The 21,643-nt window shown below is 71.8% G+C and carries 13 protein-coding genes, 1 tRNA gene and 2 pseudogenes; 6 read left to right on the plus strand and 10 right to left on the minus strand.

Annotated features, from left to right (window positions below; all coding sequences use genetic code 11):
• Positions 1-2: 2 nt before the first annotated feature.
• The 5 genes and pseudogenes from ABZ267_RS28465 to ABZ267_RS28485 all read right to left on the minus strand — a co-directional run.
• Entirely contained in the window at positions 3-1,238 is a 1,236-nt protein-coding gene (locus ABZ267_RS28465; RefSeq protein WP_356752417.1) for an AAA family ATPase, read from the minus strand.
• The gene (locus ABZ267_RS28470; protein WP_356752419.1) at positions 1,235-6,625 is read right to left on the minus strand and encodes a hypothetical protein; all 5,391 of its coding nucleotides are present in this window, start codon (positions 6,623-6,625) and stop codon (positions 1,235-1,237) included. Before ABZ267_RS28470 ends, ABZ267_RS28465 begins: the two co-directional genes overlap by 4 nt.
• Positions 6,622-7,482 (minus strand): DUF4132 domain-containing protein, encoded by an 861-nt coding sequence (locus tag ABZ267_RS28475; protein ID WP_356752420.1) that lies wholly within the window; start codon positions 7,480-7,482, stop codon positions 6,622-6,624. Before ABZ267_RS28475 ends, ABZ267_RS28470 begins: the two co-directional genes overlap by 4 nt.
• 673 nt (positions 7,483-8,155) lie before the next feature.
• Entirely contained in the window at positions 8,156-9,097 is a 942-nt protein-coding gene (locus tag ABZ267_RS28480; protein ID WP_356752647.1) for a hypothetical protein, read from the minus strand.
• Between the two features lie 224 nt (positions 9,098-9,321).
• Positions 9,322-10,486 (minus strand): annotated as a pseudogene (locus ABZ267_RS28485) (ATP-binding protein); the annotation flags it as partial.
• A gap of 7 nt (positions 10,487-10,493) precedes the next feature.
• Between ABZ267_RS28485 and ABZ267_RS28490 the strand changes: the two are divergent.
• Positions 10,494-10,789: pseudogene (locus ABZ267_RS28490) on the plus strand (universal stress protein); the annotation flags it as partial.
• Between the two features lie 101 nt (positions 10,790-10,890).
• Here the strand turns inward: ABZ267_RS28490 and ABZ267_RS28495 are convergent.
• Positions 10,891-10,964, minus strand: a tRNA-Pro gene (locus tag ABZ267_RS28495).
• 126 nt (positions 10,965-11,090) lie between these two features.
• On the opposite strand from ABZ267_RS28495, the gene ABZ267_RS28500 reads away from it, so the two are divergent.
• Positions 11,091-11,801 carry a transketolase gene (locus ABZ267_RS28500; RefSeq protein ID WP_356752422.1) on the plus strand — a complete coding sequence of 237 codons (711 nt, stop codon included), beginning with the start codon at positions 11,091-11,093 and terminating at the stop codon, positions 11,799-11,801.
• 64 nt (positions 11,802-11,865) lie between these two features.
• Positions 11,866-12,792: a transketolase gene (locus ABZ267_RS28505; RefSeq protein ID WP_356752424.1), complete on the plus strand. Its 927-nt coding sequence runs from the start codon at positions 11,866-11,868 to the stop codon at positions 12,790-12,792.
• 45 nt (positions 12,793-12,837) lie between these two features.
• Here the strand turns inward: ABZ267_RS28505 and ABZ267_RS28510 are convergent, their stop codons facing one another.
• Positions 12,838-13,143 carry a hypothetical protein gene (locus tag ABZ267_RS28510; protein WP_356752426.1) on the minus strand — a complete coding sequence of 102 codons (306 nt, stop codon included), beginning with the start codon at positions 13,141-13,143 and terminating at the stop codon, positions 12,838-12,840.
• Positions 13,144-13,337: 194 nt separating this feature from the next.
• Between ABZ267_RS28510 and ABZ267_RS28515 the strand changes: the two genes are divergently transcribed.
• The gene (locus ABZ267_RS28515; RefSeq protein ID WP_356752428.1) at positions 13,338-16,835 is read left to right on the plus strand and encodes a ThuA domain-containing protein; all 3,498 of its coding nucleotides are present in this window, start codon (positions 13,338-13,340) and stop codon (positions 16,833-16,835) included.
• A 50-nt stretch (positions 16,836-16,885) separates the two neighbouring features.
• Positions 16,886-17,728, plus strand: a complete 843-nt coding sequence (locus ABZ267_RS28520) for a sugar phosphate isomerase/epimerase (RefSeq protein WP_356752641.1) — start codon at positions 16,886-16,888, stop codon at positions 17,726-17,728.
• Positions 17,729-17,833: 105 nt separating this feature from the next.
• Here ABZ267_RS28520 and ABZ267_RS28525 read toward each other — a convergent pair whose 3' ends face one another.
• Entirely contained in the window at positions 17,834-18,787 is a 954-nt protein-coding gene (locus ABZ267_RS28525) for an NAD-dependent epimerase/dehydratase family protein (protein ID WP_356752430.1), read from the minus strand.
• A 169-nt stretch (positions 18,788-18,956) separates the two neighbouring features.
• On the opposite strand from ABZ267_RS28525, the gene ABZ267_RS28530 reads away from it, so the two are divergent.
• Positions 18,957-19,724: a TetR/AcrR family transcriptional regulator gene (locus ABZ267_RS28530; RefSeq protein WP_356752432.1), complete on the plus strand. Its 768-nt coding sequence runs from the start codon at positions 18,957-18,959 to the stop codon at positions 19,722-19,724.
• 46 nt (positions 19,725-19,770) lie between these two features.
• On the opposite strand, the gene ABZ267_RS28535 is transcribed toward ABZ267_RS28530, so the two are convergent.
• Together ABZ267_RS28535 and ABZ267_RS28540 are read right to left on the minus strand one after the other, a co-directional pair.
• On the minus strand, positions 19,771-20,601 hold the full coding sequence (locus tag ABZ267_RS28535) for an ABC transporter ATP-binding protein (RefSeq protein WP_356752434.1): 831 nt from the start codon (positions 20,599-20,601) through the stop codon (positions 19,771-19,773).
• Positions 20,598-21,617, minus strand: coding sequence for an ABC transporter substrate-binding protein (locus ABZ267_RS28540; RefSeq protein WP_356752436.1), 1,020 nt, complete (start codon positions 21,615-21,617; stop codon positions 20,598-20,600). The genes ABZ267_RS28535 and ABZ267_RS28540 overlap by 4 nt, the downstream gene beginning before the upstream one ends.
• Positions 21,618-21,643: the final 26 nt, after the last annotated feature.

Here is a 21,643-nt window from a genome sequence, read left to right on the forward strand (position 1 = left end):
CGTCAGTTCTCCAGCACCGCGCGCAGGTCCCACAGGGCACGCCAAGTGGCCGACCCCTGCTCGGCGCGCCGACGCACCGGGCCGTCCCAGTACCCCAGCAGCCGTGCCGCGTCGGCCGGGTCGTCCTTGCGGACGACGCCGAGCAGATGGCCGGGCAGGAGGGAGAGCACGTCGCGGTCGCCCGGGAAGTAGGCGGCGGCCAGGCCGAGAGAGCCCGCTACGGAGACCGCCTCCGCCGTACTCATCACCGTGGACGGCCGCTCCACCTCCCAGCCCTCCGTGGAGCGGCCCTCGCGCAGGTCCCGAAAGGCGGTGACCAGTGCCTCGAGGACCGCGTCGTCCACCTGGTAGGCGGCGCCCGCGCGTTCCACCGCGGCGCGCGACTGGCTGCGGACGAGCGCGGTCTCGGCGTCCACGTCGCCGATCGGGCCGACCGTCTCGAAGTTGAAGCGCCGCTTCAGTGCGGCGGACATCTCCGAAACGCCTCTGTCCCGCAGGTTGGCGGTGGCGATGAGGGTGAAGCCGGGAGCCGCGTGGACCTGGGCGCTCTCGCTGCCCGCGAGTTCGGGGACCGCGATCCGCCGCTCGGACAGCAGGGACACCAGGGCGTCCTGCACCTCCGGCAGACAGCGGGTGACCTCCTCGACGCGGGCGACCGCGCCCCGGGTCATGGCGGTGAGCACCGGCGAGGGCACGAGCGCCTCCTCGGTGGGGCCCTGGGCGAGCAGCAACGCGTAGTTCCAGCCGTACTTGAGCTGGTCCTCGGTGGTGCCGGCGGTGCCCTGCACGGTGAGCGCGCTGGTACCGCAGACGGCCGCCGACAACAGCTCGGAGAGCATCGACTTGGCGGTGCCGGGTTCGCCCACGAGGAGCAGTCCGCGCTCGCCGGCGAGGGTGACCACGCACCTTTCGACCAAGGCGCGTTCGCCGACGAACTTCTGCTCGATCACCAGGCGGCTCGGCACTCCTTCGTCTGGCCGGACGCCCTTCGGCAGGCCCAGCGCCTCCCCCGCGCTGCCCGTCACGAAGGTGACGACGGCACGCGGCGTGAGCCGCCAGCCGGGTGGGCGGGGGCCGGTGTCGTGGGCGGCGAGGAAGGCGAGCTCGGTGGCGTAGCGGTCCTCGGGCGGGGTGACCTGGCGGTGCTCCCGGCCGGGCGCCGCCGCCTGGTCCGGGACGCCGGTCGCGGTGGTGCGGTTCATGGCGCTGCTGCTGGTCGTGGTGGTGTCGCTCGTCATCGGCGGCGGCCCTTCCGGGGTGCGCGGGTGTCCAGTTCTTCGAAGGCGGGGGCGTCGCCGCCGCGAACCCGTGCCCAGGCGGCTGCGAACAGCGCGGGCACAGGGAGGTGGGGCACGGTGCGGACGCCGCCGGCCACCGGGTACAGGCCTTCCTTCCAGGCCTCCACCGGCAGCGCCGGCGCGTTCCGCTCCAGCCAGCCGCAGGGCAGGAACAGGGTGCGGCCGGCGCGGGAGCGCTTCGCCTCCAGGACGAGGTCGGTGGCGGCGAGCTCCGCCCTGGCCTTCTTGACGCGGGCCGGCTTCCACTCAGTCCAGCGGACGCAGTTGCGGTCGGTCGGGTCGGGCAAGGTCAGCAGCATCAGGTACAGCGCAGCGGCGTCCGCGCTGAGGCCGAGCGTCTCGGCGACCTCCTCCACCAGCTCCGGCACCGCGCGGTTCGGGTCCTGCGGTGGGTAGTGCGAGGGGCCGTCGGAGCCCGTGGACCCCTCGGAATCCGTAGACCCCCCGGAGCCCGCAAAGCCGCCGGAGACTGCAGATCCCTCGGAGCCCGGAAAGCCGTCCGAGCCCGTGAACCCCTCCGGCAGCCCCGCCGAGACCAGCGCCTCCGTCTCCTCGCCGAGCAGAGCGCGCAGGGCGAGGAGGTCGTTGGTGGCGTGCGGGGCGACCGTGCCCTCGATGAGGCCGAGGGCCGGGTCGTCCGGGCCCGTCAGGCCGGCCGGGCGGAGCAGCAGCTTCTCGTTGTTGCCGTGGCCGGGCGCGAGGAGCAGGGCTGTGCCGGCCCGGACCAGTCCGTCGGCGTCCGCCCCGCCGGATTCAGGGAGCCCGAGGGCTGCGCGGATCGGGACGCCGATCGGCTGGCCAGCCTCCGTCCAGTCCAGGCTGAGGTCCAGTACCAGGGCCGGGTCGGCAAGGCGGCTGCGCAGCGCCGCGAGCCCGGTGGGCAGGTGCGCCCGCAGAGGATGGCCGTACGGCAGGGTGTACGCGAGAGTGCGCAGCGCGGTCACGGCGGAGGCGACCGCACCGCGTGCGGCGACCCGGCGCAGGCCCGGGCGGCCGGTCCCGTCCGGGACGTCGACGCCGTGGGTGAGCCAGCTCCGGGAGCCCGCGTTGAGGATCAGGTCGACAGCGCCGGAGGTCGTGCCCGACAGGTCGAGGTCCAGCTCCTCGGGAACGCGGACCAGGGAGGCCAGGCGCTCCCGCCAGACCTCGGCGGCGGCCGGAACATCCGGGCCCGTGGTCCAGAGTTCGGCCGGGTCCACAGGCAGCAGCGCCCGCAGCAGCGCGCGCCGGTCGTCGCCGGGCAGGGCGTCCAGCCTGGCCTGGGCCGCTTCGAAGGCCCGGGTCTTGGCGCCGAGCAGCGCGAGCGCCTCGGCTCCGGGCTCCGCGACGACGGCCGACAGCAGGGCGACGGCCTGGAGCGGTCCGATCCCGGTTGCCGTGTGGAACGCCTCGGCGGCCTCCGGACGCCAGGGCGCGGGGCCCTGTTCCCGCACCGAGGCGGTGAGCCGGGTCAGCCGGTCGCGGACGATGCCCTGTCGGTGGACGTGCTCGCGGTCCAGGGTGAAGCCGGGTACGGGTCCGAAGGCGCCGGTCGGGTCGTGGTCCACGGCCAGCCAGCGGGCCGCGTCGTTCCGGGTGTTCCGGCCGCGCTCGGCGATGACCACCACCGTACGGGCGCCCTTGCGCAGCACCTGGCCCAGGCGGTGCACGGCCTCGTGGCGTCCCCGCTGCCCGGGCGTGTCGCCGTACGGCTCGATGAGCTCCACCTGCCGGACGGTGCCCGCCGGATCGGCCAGCGGGCCTGCGGCGAGGGTGTCGAGCAGCACCAGGAGACCGGCGCGGTGCTCGGCAGAAGTAGCCGGCGAGGCGGCCCGGTAGGCGAGTTCGGGCAGCTTGTCGAGGAGGGAGGGCCATGACAGCGAGCCGCCGGGCACGGTGTACTCGTCGCGCTGCCAGCCGTCGACGGACGGGAAGGGAACCTTGGACGGCACGGGCGGGCCGAACGCCGGTTCACCGCCGAGGACGTGGTTGACGGCGAGGATCTGCCGGAGGGTGGTCCACCGGCTGCCGCCTCCCCACCAGCCGCCGTAGATGCGCTCGGAGCCCCAGGCGGTGGCGTCCCGCAGGGTCGTGTCGTCGGCGTGCTCGGGCGCGTGGTCGAAGAACATGCCCTGGGTGCGCGCGGCGTTCCTGGGGGAGGCCGGCTGGGCGGGCTCGGGCGGTTCCAGGTACCCGAGGGCTGCGACGGCCCGGTCCACCGCGTTGCGGACGAAGGCCGTCACGCCGGCGAGGAGCCGTATGTCGGACACCTCGGGCAGGACCCGGGCGACGGCCTCCTGGCTCAGCTCACGCGACGAGGGGCCGGTGTACTCCTCGACGGCCCGGAACGCCTCCAGGTGCCGGGTGACCGCGGCGGCGACCTCCTTGATCAGCTCCTCCGCCCGGGAGTCGGTCATGGCCCGCAGGGCCGCGGAGCCGCGCTCGTCCCTCGGGCGCAGGGCGTGCCAGTAGGCGACGGGCGGCACATAAGGGGTGCCCGCCGCGTCGTTGCCGCCGGAGGAATCGGGAGTGACGGACCACAGGGTGCCGCCGGTGCCGTCGGTGTCCGCCGGATGGGCTTCCACGGAGCGGCGGTGCAGGGCCACGACGGGCCGCGCGCCGCCGGGCAGGACGAGGGCGCCGAGAGGGACCGGGGCGCAGTCGGCGCACAGCGGGTACGGCAGGGTCGCCGTGCGGCCGTCGGGCGTGCCGGCGACGATCCGGTGGCCGTCCGCCGGGGCGGCGGTGCCGGGCTCGGTGACCGTACGGCGGACCCAGCGGCCCAGGACCGTGCCGTCCGTGCCGAACGGGGAGGTCTCCAGGCCGGGCTGAAGGGGCAGCACCTGGCAGTGCTCGGTGAGCAGCCGGGTGCCGTCCTGGACGCCGGAGCGGAGGAAGGCGGGCAGGGAGGCGCGGCCGTGGGTGCCGGTGGCGGGGTCGTACTCCAGCCATACGCGCTGCCGGCCCTGGTGCCCGTCGCGCCAGTGACCGGTGCCGTCGCCGATGACGGCGCGCTGCGGCGGAAGGGAGGTGTCGCCGGCGTGCAGGGCCTTGCCGCCGGTGGCGCGGCCGCCGCCGGGCAGCGGCAGGCAGACCTCGCCGAAGGCGCCGGAGCCGCCCCAGCGCGGGATCTGCTCGCCGCCGACGGTGAACACCTCGGCCGGGCGGTGCGACCAGTAGCCGCGCTGCCTGCCGTCCTCCCACCAGATGACCAGCAACTCGCCGTCGACGTAACGGAAGGCGAGCGTCCGCCAGCGGTCGACGGCGACCGGCAGCCGCAGCGTGTGCCGCAGCAGGACGCCTTCGGGGCCGACGACGACGGCGCGTTCGAGCGTGTTGAGGATCAGCGCGGGCCAGGCGCCGGTGACGCCGACGCTCTCGGAGCGGTAGTGGCGGTTGCCCGCGGAGGCCGCGGCCGCTTCCGTGGCGAGTTCGGCATAGGTCTCGTCCAGGGCGGGCCAGCCCAGCTCGTCGAGGATGCCGGTACGCAGGGTGGCGGTGAGCAGAGGCACCACGTCGTGGGCCTTGAGGAGCCGCACCGCCTCCGGCGCGGCCTCGGCGACCACCGGGCGGAATCCGGAGAGCTTGTTCAGGGTGGACTGCAGTGCGGGGAATCCCCGCGCCGCCGTGTACTCCTCGGCGCGGGCGGTCAGCCACTCGCGCAGGACGCCGGAGAGCACCGGGTGCGCGGCCAGCCTGGCCATGCCGGCGTCGCTCAGCCGCTGGCCGCGTCCGCCGCCGAGCTCGCCGACGGTACGGCTCAACAGGGCGCGGAAGACGGGGCGTTGGGCGAGAGCGGCGAGGTCGCGTGCGCCGGGCACGGTGTCGGCCAGCCAGCGGCCGAGCGCGAAGCCCGGAGGCTGTGTGGCGCCCGGGTCCTCGTCGTCCGGCTCGGCCACGGGGATGCCGGAGGCCAGGCAGAGGTCGAGGATGTCCAGGTCGGCGGTGCGCTGCCAGCGGCCCTGGAACAGCTCGACCGGGCGTCCGTCGGCGCGCAGCCGGTCCGCCGCGCGGTCGACCAGGGCGAGGGTCTCCGGGCTGCGGTCCGCCGTGGCCGAGGCGCGTCTCCGGTGTGCCTCCCAGCGGCCGAGCCAGTCGGCCGGGGAGACGGACGGGACGCCATCGCCGGGGGTGCCGGAAGCGGCGGGGGCGCCGGGTGCACGGGAGGCGCCGGAAGCGCTGGGAGCCCTGGAAGTGCCTGCGGTATCGGAGGCGCCGGGAAGCGCGGTGAGCAGCTCCTCCGCGCCGGATTCGGCCAGCAGCGCGAGCCAGCCGCGCTCGCCGTCCGCGTTCCGGCCGGCGTTCTCGGTGAAGGTCTCCGGGAAGAAGCCGAGGAGCCGGGCGCGCACGGCCGGGTCGCGGTGGGCGAGGGCGACGACGGCGGGGCGGTAGGCCGTCCAGAACGAGGCGGGGGCGCGGACGACTCCCGGGGAGCCGATCAGGTCGGCCACCAGGTCGCGTTCGGCGCTCTCGCGGTCCAGCCCGGCGGCCTTGACCAGGGCTCGTACGTCCTGAGGCAGCGCGGCGTAAGGCGGCATGCCCGCGGCGCAGCGCTCGACCAGCAGACGACGGAACTGCGCCCAGGCGTCCGCCGGGGCGAGCCGGGCGACCAGGTCCCGCACATACTGCCGCAGCGCCTTGACGGTCAGCGCGCCGGCGAAGGCGAACTCCAGGAAGACGGCCCGCTGCCGGTCCTCGTCCACGACGAGGCCGTGGACCCGCTCGGCCTCACGGGCCTTGCCGAAGAAGGAGGCGGCGTAGGTGGTGTTCTCCGCCTGGAGGAAGAGGCGGGCGACCTGCTCGTAGTAGGTGGGAAGGAAGTGGGGCACGGCCCGGCCGAGCCGGGTGCCGAGGGCGTCGAATCCCTCCTTGGCGGCACCGGCGCGGGTCCTGGCCTGCCGGCCCAGCCGCTCGATGTCCTTGACCAGGGCCAAGGCGTGGTGCCCGTTGGCCGGGTCGTTGACCAGTGCCCAGGCGGGGAAGCCGAGCGTCTCACGGCGGACCTGGCCCACGACCGGCGCATCGGCGGTCCGGGCCAGCCCGAGGAACTCCAGCGCCAGGTCCTCCGCTTCGCCGAGCGTGCCGGGCACGAGGCGGACCACGGGGCGGTCGCCGAGGGCGGTGTGCGTGTAGGTACGGGCGGTCAGCGCGTCGGCGTCGTCCCGGTCGGTGGTGCCGGCCGGGAGGATGGCTCCCGCTTCCAACAGGGCCGCGGCGCGGGCCTCGGCGGCGGGGGTTTCGGCGGCACGGCCACGGGCCTGGGCGGGCAGCGCCGGCGCGCCCACCACCGCATCGGTGTCGGTGTTCACGTTGCTGTTCACGTCAGTGTTCGTCGTCGTGGTGCTCATGCCGCCCGCTCCTCGTCCGCCACGTCGCGACCGGCGTAGAGCGCCGCCGCCATGCGCATGCCTTCGGACCACGCGACGGGGCCGACCTCACCGGCCGTCAGCGCGCGCCCCGAGGGATCGGTCCAGCCCAAGGGGCCCGTCTCGGTGTCGTACGCGTCGTATCCGTCGTGTTCGCCGATCCAGATGCGGGCCTCGACGGTGACGCCGTCCTCGACGGCCGGGCAGACCGCGTATCCGCCGCGCGACCGGTAGCCGAGCTGGGTGACGCGGCCGTGCAGGAACCGCAGTTCCTTGAAGACACCGCCGGCGTAGGTGTCCACGGAGACGGTGTCCGCGGCGAGGCCCGGCGGCCGGCGCCACACCTCGCGGAACAGCTGCTCCACCTGCTGGTTCACCTCCAGCTCGACCGCGAACTCCCGCAGGTCGTCCAGGTCGTCGAGGAGGACCGGGTGCGGGACGCTCACCACGTCCGGGGTGATGCGGACGGTGTCGCCGTCCAGGTCGACGAGGCCGAGGCCGCGGTCGGGATCGACATCGCGCAGGAATCCGGCGACCCCGCCGTCCGCGCCGGTGACCACCACGTCCCGCAGGGCCGCCTGCCACGCCGGGTCGGGCCAGACCCGGGCGAGGACGGCGGTGGGGACGGGCAGCGAGCGCACCATCCACTGCTCGACGTCGGTCCGGCACCGGAGTTCGTGCCGCTCCAGCCACTCGGTGAGCTGCCGCAGCCCGACGACCGCCGGGTCTTCCTTCAGTTTCGCCGGTACGGACTTCAGCCGCCGGCCCTTCCCGTTGCGGCAGACCACCTTGCCTGCCTCCAGGGCGACTTCGTAGTCGCCCGCCGGTACCCACCCCATGCGCTGTTCTCCCCGTGTTCCGTACGACGCCGCCGGGCGGCGGCACGCTGATGAGACCCGACGACGGCAACGCACCGTGACGAGTGGAAGAGACTCTAGGCGCCCCCACTGACAATGAGGCCCGGGCCTGTCCTCTTTGCCGTGCGACAGGAGTACGGGAAGAGCGCCGGTGGGCCGCCCCAGCCCGCCCGAAGCTGCTCAACTCGCCTTTCGCGTAGCGGAATTTTTGAGTTCGAGCGGACAGCTGGCGACGGTGGTGGCCGCGCGCTGTCGACCGGGCCGTCGCGGTGGACTTCGCCGAGGCGGGCGGGATCGCGGGTGGCCTCTGCTCGCCGCGCGTACGCGCGAGGCACGACAGGAGACTGACGCGATGCGCTCGTGCCCGGCTGCTCGCCGCGCGAGGCACGGTGCTGAATCACTCGACGAGCGCGGCAGGAGGTAGCGGCGCGACCGGGGCTGCGTCCCGCCGAGAACGCAGCCCGGCTACTTCGTGAGGCGTCACGATGGACGGGAACGCGGTGTTGCGTTCGGTGCCGTGACGGGCCGACCGGCACGGCCGTCGTCGTCGCTCCGCATGTCCGGGCCGCGACCATCGGACTGTCCTCGGCACCTCCGCCACCCCCGGCATCTCAGCCGGGCTCGACGCCTCCGTCGGCCTCGGGCGGGAGCGGAGTCAGTTGGGCAGCCGTACAGTCCAGGTGCGGTTGCCCGCGGCGTGGTGGTTGACGCGAACAGCCTCCTCCGGGTTGTCCGCGTCGAAGGTGGCCGTAACGCGGTGCTCCATCTCGTCGCTCTCCCAGAACGGCTCTGCCTTGGTGAAGCGCCCGCCCAGCTTCTTGCGGACCTTCCAGCGGAACCGGACGGTGTAGTCGACCAGGAAGTAGCCGGCCGACATGCGTGTGCTGGTGGAGAAGCCGGGGTTGTCGACGAAGGTGATCCGGTTGGCCTCGTTGATGACGTTGCCGTCCTCGTCGTTGTACGGGGGGCGGAAGGGGCCGTCCACGACCCAGGCCCGGCTCGACTTCTTGGGGCGGTAGTTCACCGATGCGGGAACGATCTGGCGGCTCTCGTCGGAGACCTCCTGCCAGAAGTCGTACGCGTCCGCCGTGGGCGTCTGCATCCCGTCGGCTCGGCGCAGCGTCGCCGTCTGCGCGAATCCGATGTTGTTGTCGCCGTTCAGCGACTGCTCGTCGTCGCCCTCGTACCGGGAGTTGAAGACCAGGGTCGGATCGCCGATCTCTTCCTCGACCTTCTTCTCCTTGCCCTTCACCGACGGCGTCGCCCCGGCCTTGCCGCTGCGGGTGGTTCGGGTGGCCGCCCCTTCCTCGGTCTTGCGCAGGTTGGTCGGCGGGCTATCGCCCCGCTCGACGACCTCGTCCTGGGTGCGCTTGGTGCGCGTACTGGGAGCGGCGTGCGGCACCCGTGGCCCGGCTGCACCCTGCGTGATCATCCGCCCCAGCGCCGCGTTGCCCACCGAGCGCTGCATGGCCGTGGCCATGCCCGGGCCGACCGGTCGGAACTCCGGCGCGACGCGCCGGTCCCTGTCCGGATCCGTTGCGCGCGGGTTTGCCTTCGCCGCGGTCTCGGCCTCTTCCCGGTCCTTGCGCAATGGCACGGCGCACGCTCCCCGCATGTAGACGATCTGCCTACGGAACGGTACCGAGAGGGCCGTCGGCGCGGGAGAGACACAAGGCCACTGCCAGGGGCAGCGTGAATGCCCGCAGGGGACAACCGGGGCAACCACCCCTGCCTGCCGGAACCGAGCCTTCTGCCACGCCCTTCAGGCGAGGGGTGCGGGAGGTGCTTCGGGCGGAACGGCGGCACGCCCCGGCCGGTGGGGAGTGACAGCACCATGGCGAGTCCGCCTCCAAGGGTGTCCTCAGCCGTGAGGGTGGCCCGGATCGCCTCGGTGAAGCCGCGCGCGACAGCCGGACCGAATCCGACTCCCGCACCCCGTGGGGCGCCGCGGAGGCGCTGGAAGGGTTCGAAGATGTGTTCCTTCTCCGCGTCGGGTACGCCGGGGCCGCAGTCGACGACCCGGAGTTCGACCCGGTCGTGCAGGCTGCTGGCGGAGGCGAGGACGGGGATGTCCGCCGGGCTGTACTCGACGGCGTTCTCGACGATGTTGGCCTCGATGCGTTCCAGCAGGCCGCGGTCGACGGCGACCATCGGAAGGGTTTCCGGGATGTCCAGCTCCACGCTGCTTTCGGGGATGCCGCCCAGAGCCATGGGGACCACTTCGTCCAGGTCCGTCTCCCTGATCAGCGGTACGACGGTGCCCGTGTTGCGGCGGGACATGTCCAGGAGGTTGCCGATCAGCGCGGAGAGGCGATCGGCCCCGTCCTCGATTCCGTCGAGCAGGGCCTCGCGGTCGGTCTCCGACCAGTCGACGTCGTGCGAGCGCTGGGAGGTGACCGATGCCTTGATCCCGGCCAGAGCGTGCGGAGGTCGTGGCTGACGGCGGCGAGCAGGGCGGTGCGGAGGCGGTCGCTCTCGGCTGGTTCGCGCGCCTCCTCGGCTTGGTCGACCAGCCGCCGCTCCAGGGCCACGACTGCCTGAGCGGCGAAGCCCTGAGGGCCCGCCGGTTCTCGGCGGGCAGGGTCCGGCCACTCGGGACCAGGGCCGGATTCTCCCCGACGGGTATGTCGACGTCGGCGTCCGCGGGACGGTCGACGGGCCGGGCACGGACTGCCGCCGTGCAGGTCCCCGTTCCTTGGACGAGGCCGATGTCAGCCCGTCGCGGGCGGCGATGTAGACGGCGGGACCTCGCCGCCCGCCCCCTTCTCCGCGAGGCGTGCGGCGCGGCGGATGAGGGTGTGGCCCTCGGGACCACCGGTCAGCCCGACGACGATGCGTTCGTGCGCCTGCCAGGTGGTGCATGCCGTGCTCACCCCAGTTACTGCTGGAGGTACTCGTCGGCCCGGTCCGCGGTCCACAACAGCGCCAGCTCCCGCAGAGCGGTCAGATTCCCCGGCCGGAAGTAGTTGGACAACGCGGCGTCCATGCACGCCGGAGCGGTCCTGGTCGAAGCCGCCCGCTCGTGCGACGATCTCCTGGTGGTGGGTACAGGCCCACGAGGCGGATGGCTGTCCCGGATACGGCCGTCAGTGACCCGCTACTGCGCGACCCACGCGACCTGCCCCGTCCTCACGGTCGCCCGAACCCGCTCGAAGCCGAACTGGCCGCGGTACACCTGGCTTCTGCGACCCCGGAGGGCAGGAACGACGAGCGCTTCGAGGTTTCTGGCGTCGGCGTCTCCGAGGAGCAGGCGAGGTGGTGTCCCACAGAGTCGTGGACGGGCTCCTGAAGAGCTGTGTTCCGGCATTTCTGGCCCGCAGATCAGCGAAAAAGATCAAGGGCCGCTTTCGGATCACTCCGAAACCGGCCCTGAACCACGACTCTCACGAGTCGGGACGACAGGATTTGAACCTGCGACCCCTTGACCCCCAGTCAAGTGCGCTACCAAGCTGCGCCACGTCCCGATGCCCGCCTGACCTGGGGTTTCCCCTGGCCGAACGCGCATGAGAACAATACCGCACTTGCCCAGGTGGTCACGAACCCGTTTCCCACTTGACCTCAACCTTGGTTGAGGGTGAACGCTCGGTGGCATGACGAACACGACCGTCGCTCCTGTCCGCGGCCTCCACGACTTCCCCGACCTCAACCGCCTGATCACCCTGATGGCCGGCGCCGAGAAGCACGCTCCCGCCGCGCACTCAACGTCGGACGCGCTCTGGGTGCTCTACAACAGGGTGCTGCGCGTGACGCCCACCACCGTCGACGACCCAGGGCGGGACCGCTTCCTCCTCTCCAAGGGGCACGGGCCCATGGCGTACTACGCCGTTCTGGCGGCTCACGGCTTCTTCGACGAGGAGGTGCTGCGCGGCTTCGGAACGTACGCATCGCCGCTCGGCCACCATCCGGACCGGCTGCTCGTCCCGGGCGCGGAGATCGGCAGCGGCTCGCTGGGGCACGGCCTGCCGCTGGCCGTCGGGACCGTCCTCGGGCTGCGGGCCCAGGGGCTCACCGATCCGCGGGTCTGGGTGCTCGTCGGCGATGCCGAGCTGGACGAGGGCAGCAACCACGAGGCCATCGCCCACGCCGGTCCGGCCGGGCTGGAGCAGCTGCACACGCTGGTGATCGACAACGCCTCCGCCACCCACGGCTGGCCCGGTGGCATCGCCTCCCGGTTCGAGGCCGCCGGATGGTCGGCGGCGACGGTGGACGGCCGCGACCACGAAGCCCTGTACGCGGCGTTCACCGCACCCCACCCCGGCCGGCCCCGGGCCGTGGTCGCCCGGGTCGAGCCCAAGAGCTGACCCCACACCCGTACACCTTGCTCAGGCCGGTCCGTGACCGGCGCATCCTCCGGAGGACCCCTTCATGGACACCATGCGTGACCGCTTCATCGCCACCACCTCACAGCTCCTGGACGAGGAGGCGCGGCTGGCCGTCGTGCTCGCCGACATCAGCGCCGACGGCTTCGCCCCGGCCCGGCGGGCCCATCCGGACCGGGTGATCAACGTCGGGATCAGGGAGCAGCTGCTGATCGGAGCCGGTGCGGGGATGGCGCTGACCGGGATGCGGCCGATCGTGCACACCTTCGCCAGCTTCCTGGTGGAGCGGCCGTTCGAGCAGGTCAAGCTGGACTTCGGCCACCAGGGAGTGGGCGGGATCCTGGTCAGCGCCGGAGGCTCGTACGACTGGCCCGCCGGCGGCTTCACCCATATGGCGCCGGGTGACGTGGCGCTGCTGGACACGTTGGAGGGCTGGACCGTCCATGTGCCGGGCCACCCGGACGAGGCCGAGGCGCTGCTGCGGGAGGCGGTGGACGGCGATGACCGCGTGTACGTACGCCTCTCCCTCCAGGCGAACCGGACAGCGCGGCCGGTCGGCGGCTCCGCCGGGTTCTCCGTCGTACGCGAAGGGCGGCGCGGGACCGTCGTGGCGGTCGGCCCGATGCTCGACAACGTCCTCGCGGCGACCGAGCGGCTGGACGTGAGCGTGCTGTACGCGACGACCGTGCGGCCGTTCGACACGGCGGGGCTGCGTCGTGCCGTCGGGGCGGGCCTGGACTCCGTTGCGGGTGCGAGCCCGGGCGCCGATGTGGTGATCGTGGAGCCCTACCTGGCCGGCACCTCGACGGCCGCGGCGAACGAGGCGCTCATGGAGCTGCCCCACCGCGTCCTCGGCCTCGGTGTGGGCCGCGCCGAGCTGCGCCGGTACGGGCAGATGGACGAGCACCTGGCGGCACACGGGCTCGACGCGCGCGGCCTGCGCGAGCGGCTCACCGGGTTTCTGCGGGCCTGAGGCAGGCGGCCACCGGTTAGCCGCAGGAACGGCAGAACCAACCTCTCACCCCTCCCCCGACTCCCCCGGCTCCTCCAGCTCCGGATGCGCGGCCAGCAGTCGGCGCGGAGCGACCTGGCGCCAGGCGTCGGCGAGGATGGCGGCGAGCTCCTCGGCGTCCTCCAGCGCGGCCAGCCGGACCCGTAGCCAGGCGTAGTGATACAGCGAGAGCGCGGCCGAGCGCACATCGGCGGCGGTGAGAGGAGTGGTGGCGCTGTTGCTCCTGGGTTTCCTGGCCGTCATCCCGCATCTCCGATCGGATGAGCCCGGCGGCCGTTGCCGGGATTCGACCGTAACGCCCGGGACTGACATCCACCCCCGCACCGGCACCCACCCGCGACCGGCACCCGTCGCCCGGCCACCCCCGGCCATCCCGCTTCACACCCGAACCGGCAGGCGCCGCAGACCCATTGACCCGTCGAAGCCATGAACCTACCCTGAACGGCGTACTTCAGAAAGCGCTTTCTACACCCCACAGTCGGCATCTACCGCACAGGGAGCGCCCCATGAGACGCCGTTCGTCACGCCGGGCCGGCCGCGTCGGCCGTTCACCCGGTGGCCCATCCCCCCTCATCGCCCTCACCTCGCTCCTGGCCCTCGTCCTCGCCCTGCTGGCGGCGGTGCCACCGCAAGCGCAGGCCGCTCCGTACCGGGTGCTCGTCTACTCCGAGGTCACCAACTTCACCCATGACTCCATTCCCGCCGGGATCGAGGCGGTGAAGAAGCTCGGGGCCGAGCACGGCTTCGAGGTGGAGGCCACCGAGGACTCCGCCGTCTTCAACGACGCCGATCTCGGCCGCTTCCAGGCCGTCGTCTTCAACAACACCAACTCCACACCGGAGAAAGGCGACTTGCTGACCGCCGGCGAACGGACCGCGCTCCAGCGGTTCATCCGAGCGGGCGGCGGCTGGGTGGGCGTGCACGCCGCGTCCGCCAGTGAACGGGACTGGGACTGGTACGAGGGTCTGGTCGGCGCGATCTTCGACCAGCACCCGGAGGTGCAGACGGGCCGGGTCAAGGTGCTGGACCGCACCCACCCGTCCACGGAGCATCTGCCGGACCTCTGGGAGCGGACGGAGGAGTGGTACAACTGGCGCACCAATCCGACCTCCAAGGTGCACACGCTCGCGCAGATCAAGGTGCGGGACGGGGTCACCGGACTCGACGAGGGCGTGGACCACCCGTTCTCCTGGTGCCAGAACTACGACGGCGGGCGCTCCTGGTTCACCGCGGGCGGACATGACAAGGCGGCCTTCCAGGAGGAGGCCTTCGTCCAGCATCTGCTAGGCGGCATCCAGTGGGCGGCGGGCGCGGCGGAGGGCGACTGCACCGCGACGCGCACCGGTTCGTTCCAGCGTACGGCACTCGCGACGAGCGACCTGGCCGACCCGTTCGAGCTGGCGATCGCTCCGGACCGCCGGGTGTTCTTCGCCCAGCGGACCGGGAAGCTGAAGGTGATCGACCAGGAGACGATGAAGGTGTCGACCGCGCTGGACTTCGCGTACACGCCGGAGATGACCAGCCAGTCCGACGGACTGCTCGGCCTGACCCTTGATCCCGGGTTCGCGGAGAACAACTGGCTCTATCTGCTCTACTCCGACAAGGTCGAGAAGCGGCTGAACCTGTCGCGTTTCACCGTGGACGGCAACATCGTGGATCCGGCTTCCGAGAAGCGGCTGTTGACCGTTCCGACGCTGCGCGGCGAGGGCCGGGCCAACTCGCACATGGCCGGTTCGCTCGCCTTCGACAAGGACGGCAACCTGTACGCGGCGACCGGCGACAACACCGACCCGTTCGCCTCCGACGGCTTCACGCCGATCGACGAGGGCGAGGGCCGGCGCGCCTGGGACGCGCAGATGACCGCGGGCAGTACGAACGACCTGCGCGGCAAGATCCTGCGGATCACACCGCAGGACGACGGGACGTACACCGTTCCGGAGGGCAACCTCTTCGCGCCGGGTACGGAGAAGACCCTGCCCGAGATCTACGCGATGGGCATGCGCAACCCGTTCCGCATCACCACCGACCCCGTCAGCGGCGCCCTGATGGTCGCGGACTACGGTCCCGACGCACGGGCGGCGGTGGCGGACCGAGGACCCGAGGGGACCGTGGAGTACACCCGTATCACCGGGGCGGGGAACTTCGGATGGCCGTACTGCATCGGGAACAACACCCCTTTCAACGACTACGACTTCGCGGCGAAGAAGTCCGGACCGAAGTTCGACTGTGCGGCACCGGTCAACGACTCGCCGAACAACACCGGCCTGCGTGAACTGCCGTCCGCCCAGCCCGCGACAGTCTGGTACGCGTACTCCGCGTCGGCGGAGTTCCCGGAGGTCGGCACCGGAGGCGGCGGTCCGATGGGCGGTCCGGTCTACGACTACGACCCGGACAACACCTACCGGACGAAGTTCCCCGCGTACTTCGAAGGCAAGGCGTTCAACTACGAGTTGACCCGCCGGTGGTTCAAGACGTTCTCGTTCCAAAGCGAGGACCAGACCTTCACCGATCCGCGCTTCGACCCGGTGAAGGCGGGTGACCTCCACTCCGTCAACGGCATCTTCGAGGACATGGAGTGGAACCAGCCCTTCGACGCGGACTTCGGTCCTGACGGGGCGCTGTACGTCATCGACTTCGGACTCGGCAGCGGCACCGGACGCGGCGGCAGCAACGAAGGTGCGGGCATCTACCGGATCGATTACGTAGGTGACGGCCGGCTGCCCGACGCCAAGCTCTCCGTCGACCGGGACAGCGGTCCGGCGCCGCTGACGGTGGAGTTCTCCAGCGAGGGATCCGGGCTGCCGGGCGACCAACCGGTCACCTATGCCTGGGACTTCGACGGAGACGGCACCACCGACTCGACCGAGGCCAACCCCTCCCACACCTACACCACCAAGGGACTGCACACGGCCAAGCTCACCGTCACCGGACCCGACGAGCTGACGGCTCTGGCGGTGCAGGACATCACCGTCGGCAACACCCGGCCCGAGGTCACCATCCAACAGCCGCCGGACGGCGGGATGTTCAGCTTCGGTGACACCATCCCCTTCACGGTGGAGGTGACCGACGAGGAGGACGGACAGAGTGGTCCGATCGACTGCTCGCGGGTCGTGGTGCAGTCGCAGCTCGGCCATGACACCCATTTGCATCCGCTGGACAACTACACCGGCTGCACGGGCGAGATCGTCACGGACGCCGGTGACAGCCACGGCCCGGGACAGAACCTCTACTACGGGATCACCGCCCAGTACGAGGACAAGGGCGCACCGGAAGCTCCCGCGCTGACCGGCTCCACCTCGCTGACCCTGCACACCTCTCACCGCGAGGCCGAGCACTTCATCGCGACCGGCGGCCGCAACGGCGGTGCGGAAGTGGGGAGTCGGGCCGACGCGTCCGGCGGGAAGCGGCTCATCGAGATCGAGGACGGTGACTGGGTCACCTTCGATCCGGTGAATCTGAAGGGTGTCGAATCCGTGACGGTCGGCGCGTCGTCGGGTGGGCTCGGCGGCACGGTGGAGTTCCGATCCGGTTCGCCGACAGGCGAGTTGCTCGGTTCGGTGACCGTGCCGAGCACCGGCGGCTGGGAGAAGCTGATCTCGCCGACGACGGAGCTCAAGGACCCGGGCTCCACGACCACGCTGTACGCCGTCTTCACCAACCCGGAGTGGAGCAGCGGCAAGGCCGACCTCCTCTCTCTCGACTGGCTGCACTTCAACGGGCCGGGCGTGGAGAAGGCCGGTGGCACGGAGGTGGCGGTCACGGCCGAACCGGCTTCCGGCACAGCACCGTTGACCGTCGCGCTGAGCAGCACGGTCGAGCCGGCGGGGGGCCGGACGATCGCCTCGTACCACTGGGACTTCGGCGACAGCGTGAAGCCGACCGGACCCGAAGGCGCGACGGCGTCGCACCGCTACGACCGCAAGGGCGCCTACACCGCGCATCTGACGGTCACCGACGACAAGGGCGACACGACCACCGGTGCCGTGCGCATCGACGTGAAGTGAGGAGCGGAGAGCGCGTGAACAGCACACGAAGAGCCTTTCTCCGTACGGGAATCGGTACGGCACTCGCTACGGCCGCCGTCGTCGGCACCGGCATCGGCGCGGCACCGGCCTCGGCGGCCGGACGGCGGCGAGGCTGCCGGCGCATCCCGCCGTCCGGGATCGGGATGCACCTGTACACGATGCGTACACCGCTCGCGGCGGACTTCGCGGGGACGCTGGAGCAGCTCGCCGAGATCGGATACGCGACGGTCGGGGTCAGCGGACGGCACGGCAACTCTCCGGCCGCGATACGGCAGATGCTGGACCGGGTGCGACTGAAGGCCGTCCTGGAACACGTCGGCTACGACATCGTGACCGGCACCGGACTGCCGCAGGCGCTGGAGGACGTCCATACGCTCGGCGGCCGGTGGATCGTGGTGCCGAGCCTGCCGGGTTCGCTGCACTCACCGGCCGGATACCGGGAGGTGGCAAGGCAGTTCAACCGGGCGGGGCTCGCCGCCCGGGAGTCCGGACTGAAGCTGCTCTACCACAACCACGGTGGCGACCATGAGGTGGTGGACGGAGTCAGCCTGTACGACATCCTGCTCGACGAGACCGATCCGGAGCTGGTCGGGTTCGAGCTGGATGTGTACTGGGCGGCCAAGGGCGGCTCCTCCGCACCCGGCGAGCTGTTCGTCCGACACCCCGGCCGGTTCCCGGCGCTTCATGTGAAGGACATGGCGCCGAACGGGGACTTCGCGGACGTAGGGGCGGGCGTGCTGGACTTCCCGGAGATGTTCGACACCGCGCGGCAGGGCGGGGTGCGGCAGTGGTTGGTGGAGCATGACGCACCGGCCGACCCGTTCGCCTCGGCACGGGCCAGCTTCCGGTATCTGTCGGGGCTGCGCTACTGACGGCCGCCGAGCGGCGGTGGGTCTGCGCTTTGACCGGCCGCCGAGCCGGCGGTACGTGTCGTCCGGTCCCGGGTGTGCGGTTCCGCGCCCGGGGCCGGGGCGCGTTCAGCGCTGTGAGGCGGCGAGCAGCTCTCCGTACCAGGCGAGGGTGGCGTCGATGGACGCCTCCAGCGGGGTCGGAGTGAGCCCGAAGGCCTTCTCGATGGCCGAGGAGTCGACTATCTGGGGTTCGGTGTGCTGGTAGAACATCTCGGCGTACTCCGCCATGAAGGTTTCGTCGAAAGGCCCGAAGGGGCGGGGCTCGGGGATCACGGTCAGCTCCAGCGGGCGGCCGGTGCGCTCCTCGACGAGCGCGAGGATCTGGCGGGTGGTGCGCGCGGGAGCGGTGGGCAGGTGCCAGACCCGACCACCACCCTCCGAGCGCTCCCCGAGGGTGGCGAGTCCGGCGGCGACATCCGCGATGTACGTGTAGCTGTGCGGCAGGTCGATGTCGCCGAGGACCGGCACCGGCTGCCCGGTGAGAGCGGCCGGAAAGACGGCGCCGCCGAGCGTGGAGTTGAGGACTCCGGGGCCCACGAAGTCGGCGGAGCGCCCGAGGACGACGGGCAGTCGGCCTTCGCGGTGGGCGGCGAGGTAGCGGGCGTCCAGCTCGGCGCGCATACGGCCCTTGCGGGTGGTGGCGTTCCACGGGGAGTCCTCGGTCATGACCGCGCCGCGCGTTTCGCCGTACGGGTAGAGCGTGTCCAGGACGACGAGCCGGGCGCCTTCCTGCTCGGCCGCGTCGAGGACCGCCTCCTGGATCTTCGGCATGACCTCCACCTGGAGGTGGTAGCCGACGTTGACGCAGTGGTACACGACGACGGCTCCGGCCACGGCCGCGCGGGCCCCTTCGGTGGTGGCGACATCGGCGGCGTACCGCTCGACCCCTTGGATCGCCGGGCCGCCGCCCGACCGGTCGACGAGCCGGACCGGATGGCCGCGGCGGACCAGCTCCGTGGCGAGTGCCGTGCCGGCGGGTCCGGAGCCGAGGACGGTGTGCAGAGCGAGTGCGGTGGTCATGGTGTGCTCCTTCGAGATGGGTCCGTGTCCGTTCGGGCCGCACTGCCGGCACGCCGCCAGAACGACTCATCACTTCTGTTAGAGACCATAACTTTCGCGACAGCTCTTATCAATAGCACTTGTTAGACTCTGTAACAGGAGCGAGCTCGGCCGGTGAGAGGGGACCGTGATGGAACGGACCCGACAGGGACCACGCTCCCGGTACCGGGAGCAGACCCGCGCGGAGATCAAGGACCTGGCGCTGCGGCAGCTCGCGGAAGGCGGCGGCACCTCCCTCGCTCTGACCCGGATCGCCAAGGAGATGGGCCTCTCAGGACCGGCCCTCTACCGCTATTTCGCCGGCCGGGACGACCTGCTCAACGCTCTGATCCGGGACGCGTACGACGACGCCGCTGCCGCGATGGCTCGGGCGGCGGCCCGCTCGGCGAAGGGTTCCCGGGGCGTCCGCGCGCGGCTGCACGACCTGGCCGAGGCATACCGCGCCTGGGCCGTCGCCCAGCCTCACCGGTATCTGCTGATCCAGGGCGACCCGGTGCCCGGCTATGTGGCCCCAGCCGACACGCTGGAACGGGCCCGCGCGGTGCTGGGGCCCTTCCTGCCGCACTTCGCCACCGGAAACCCCGGCCCGGCGGTGGCCGCCACGGTGGCGGAGATGACCGCCTGGCTCGCGGCGGACGCGACGGTCGGGGCGTGGGTGGGCCGGTACGCCCCGGAGGTGGACGCCGCTCCTGACGCGGGAGCTGGAGAGGCCCCGGGCACAGCGGCCGGAGAGGCCCGGGCCGCGTCGGCGCTGGCGGGTGCGGTGCTGGCCTGGACCCAGTTGCACGGCTCGGTGAGCCTGGAGCTGGCCGGCCAGTTCGCCGGGATGGCACACCGGGGCAGCACGCTGCTGGGCGCCCACATGGATCTGCTGGCAGACGCGTTCGGGCTGGAGTGAGGGTGGGGCCGGGAGGCCGAGCCCGCCCCCGTACGACAGCGGCTCCTCAGTCCTGCCCGGACACCGCACCGAGCAGGTCGCGGATGTGGGCCGCGGCCGCGCGGAACTCCGGGCGGCCCAGCGTCTCGCTGTAGTCGCGCTCGGCCGGCAGCCCCACCTCGATGATCTCCGTGATGGTGCCGGGCCGCGGGCTCATCACCACCACACGGTCGGCCAGATAGACGGCCTCCGAGATCGAGTGCGTGACCAGGAGCACCGTGGTGCCGGTGGACCGCCAGATCCGGTTCAGCTCGGTGTTCATCTGCTCGCGGGTCAAGGCGTCGAGCGCGCCGAACGGCTCGTCCATCAGCAGGACCGGCGGCTCGTGGAGCAACGCCCGGCAGAGCGCGACCCGTTGCTGCATTCCGCCGGAGAGTTCGTGCGGGTAGGCGTCCTCGAATCCGGTCAGGCCGGTCATCCGGATCAGCTCGTCCGCCCGTCCGCGCGCCTGGGCCGCCGGCATCCGGCGGATCTCGGCCTGGAGCAGGATGTTGCGCAGCGCGGAGCGCCACTCCAGCAGGGCCGCGCGCTGGAAGACGTAACCGATGTCGTGGCGTGGTCCGTCGACCCGTTCGCCGCCGAGCAGCACCTCGCCCGAGGAGGCGTTGAGCAGTCCCGCGACCAGCTTGAGGAGCGTGGACTTGCCGCAGCCGGACGGGCCCACGATGGCGACGAACTCACCCGGCGCCACGTCCAGCGAGACCTCGTTCAACGCTGTGACATCACGCTTCTTGCTGCGGAACCGTACAGCCACATCCGCCAGTTGGACCGCAGCCGCACCAACCCCTTTGACCGGCATACGCGCTGTCGCCGTCGCTCGCTCCTTCGGCATCGTCATCCCTTCAACGCCGTCTTCGTGTCCCAGTAGTCGCCGACGGCCTTCGGTGAGGCGACCATCCCCGCCTCGGCGAACACGTCGATGGTCTGCTGCCAGTCGGCCTCGGTGTTGACGCCGGGCGCCTTGCCCTCGGTCGCCTCCGTGTGCAGCAGGGTGAGCGTCGTGGCGAACTGCTCCGACAGGACGGCTTTTGGCGGCAGTTGCTCGGACGCGCCTTCCATAGCGGCCACCGCCGGCCCCGGCTCCTTCGCCGCCTCCGCCCACGCCTCGCTGACCGCCCGCACCATGCGCCGGGCCAACTCCGGCTTCGCGGCGAGGATCTTCTGACCGGCGAGGAGCCCGTTGGAGTAGAAGTTCAGGCCGTGCTCGGAGAACCGGAGGTACGAGACCGGCTTCTTCGCCTTGTCCTGCATGGTGGGGCCCTGGTCACTGGCGTAACCGAGCAGCCCGTCGGTCTTGCCCGAGATCACGGCGGCGATCTTGCCCGCCGGGTCGGTGTTCTGGACCTTGACGTCCGACGCGCCGATGCCGTTCTTCTTCAGGAAGATCGGAAAGGTCTTGGAGAGCGCGTCCCCGGCCGTGCCGGCGATCGTGCGGCCCTTCAGATCGGCGGGCGCGGCGATGCCCTTCGCGTCGAAGGACTGCACGGAGGCGGGCGTGGTCTGGAGGAACACACCGAGGCTCTTGACCTTGACGCCCTGGTCCACTCCCGCGAGCAGCGCAGGCGTGTCCGCCCAGCCGAAGTCCGTCTGTCCGGCGGCAGTTGCCTGCACGGTCTTCTGCGAGCCCTGGCCCGCCCGGACGTCCAGGTCGATGCCGTGCTTCTCGAAGATCTTCTGCTGCTTTCCGTAGTAGAACGGAGCGTGTTCGCCGTACGGATACCAGTTGAGCGTCAGCGTGACCCGGTCCAGCTTCTTGCCGGAGTCGCTCGTGGTGGTCGACGCGTCGTTGCCGCCGCAGGCGGTCGCCACCAGGACGAGGGGTACGGCACCGATCAGGAGTCTGCGCGCGTGCATGGGCTGGCCCTTCTCGCAACGGGACG

Origin of the sequence: Streptomyces sp. NPDC006174, from assembly GCF_040614075.1 — a bacterium.
In the GTDB taxonomy this organism is placed as follows: domain Bacteria; phylum Actinomycetota; class Actinomycetes; order Streptomycetales; family Streptomycetaceae; genus Streptomyces.

Bases quoted from the DNA above. Each gene is read 5' to 3' on its own strand.
- ABZ267_RS28465 (WP_356752417.1), bottom strand. From the start codon at position 1,238: ATGACGAGCGACACCACCACGACCAGCAGCAGCGCCATGAACCGCACC.
- ABZ267_RS28470 (WP_356752419.1), bottom strand. From the start codon at position 6,625: ATGAGCACCACGACGACGAACACTGACGTGAACAGCAACGTGAACACC.
- ABZ267_RS28475 (WP_356752420.1), bottom strand. From the start codon at position 7,482: ATGGGGTGGGTACCGGCGGGCGACTACGAAGTCGCCCTGGAGGCAGGC.
- ABZ267_RS28500 (WP_356752422.1), top strand. From the start codon at position 11,091: ATGACGAACACGACCGTCGCTCCTGTCCGCGGCCTCCACGACTTCCCC.
- ABZ267_RS28505 (WP_356752424.1), top strand. From the start codon at position 11,866: ATGGACACCATGCGTGACCGCTTCATCGCCACCACCTCACAGCTCCTG.
- ABZ267_RS28510 (WP_356752426.1), bottom strand. From the start codon at position 13,143: ATGTCAGTCCCGGGCGTTACGGTCGAATCCCGGCAACGGCCGCCGGGC.
- ABZ267_RS28515 (WP_356752428.1), top strand. From the start codon at position 13,338: ATGAGACGCCGTTCGTCACGCCGGGCCGGCCGCGTCGGCCGTTCACCC.
- ABZ267_RS28525 (WP_356752430.1), bottom strand. From the start codon at position 18,787: ATGACCACCGCACTCGCTCTGCACACCGTCCTCGGCTCCGGACCCGCC.
- ABZ267_RS28530 (WP_356752432.1), top strand. From the start codon at position 18,957: ATGGAACGGACCCGACAGGGACCACGCTCCCGGTACCGGGAGCAGACC.
- ABZ267_RS28535 (WP_356752434.1), bottom strand. From the start codon at position 20,601: ATGACGATGCCGAAGGAGCGAGCGACGGCGACAGCGCGTATGCCGGTC.
- ABZ267_RS28540 (WP_356752436.1), bottom strand. From the start codon at position 21,617: ATGCACGCGCGCAGACTCCTGATCGGTGCCGTACCCCTCGTCCTGGTG.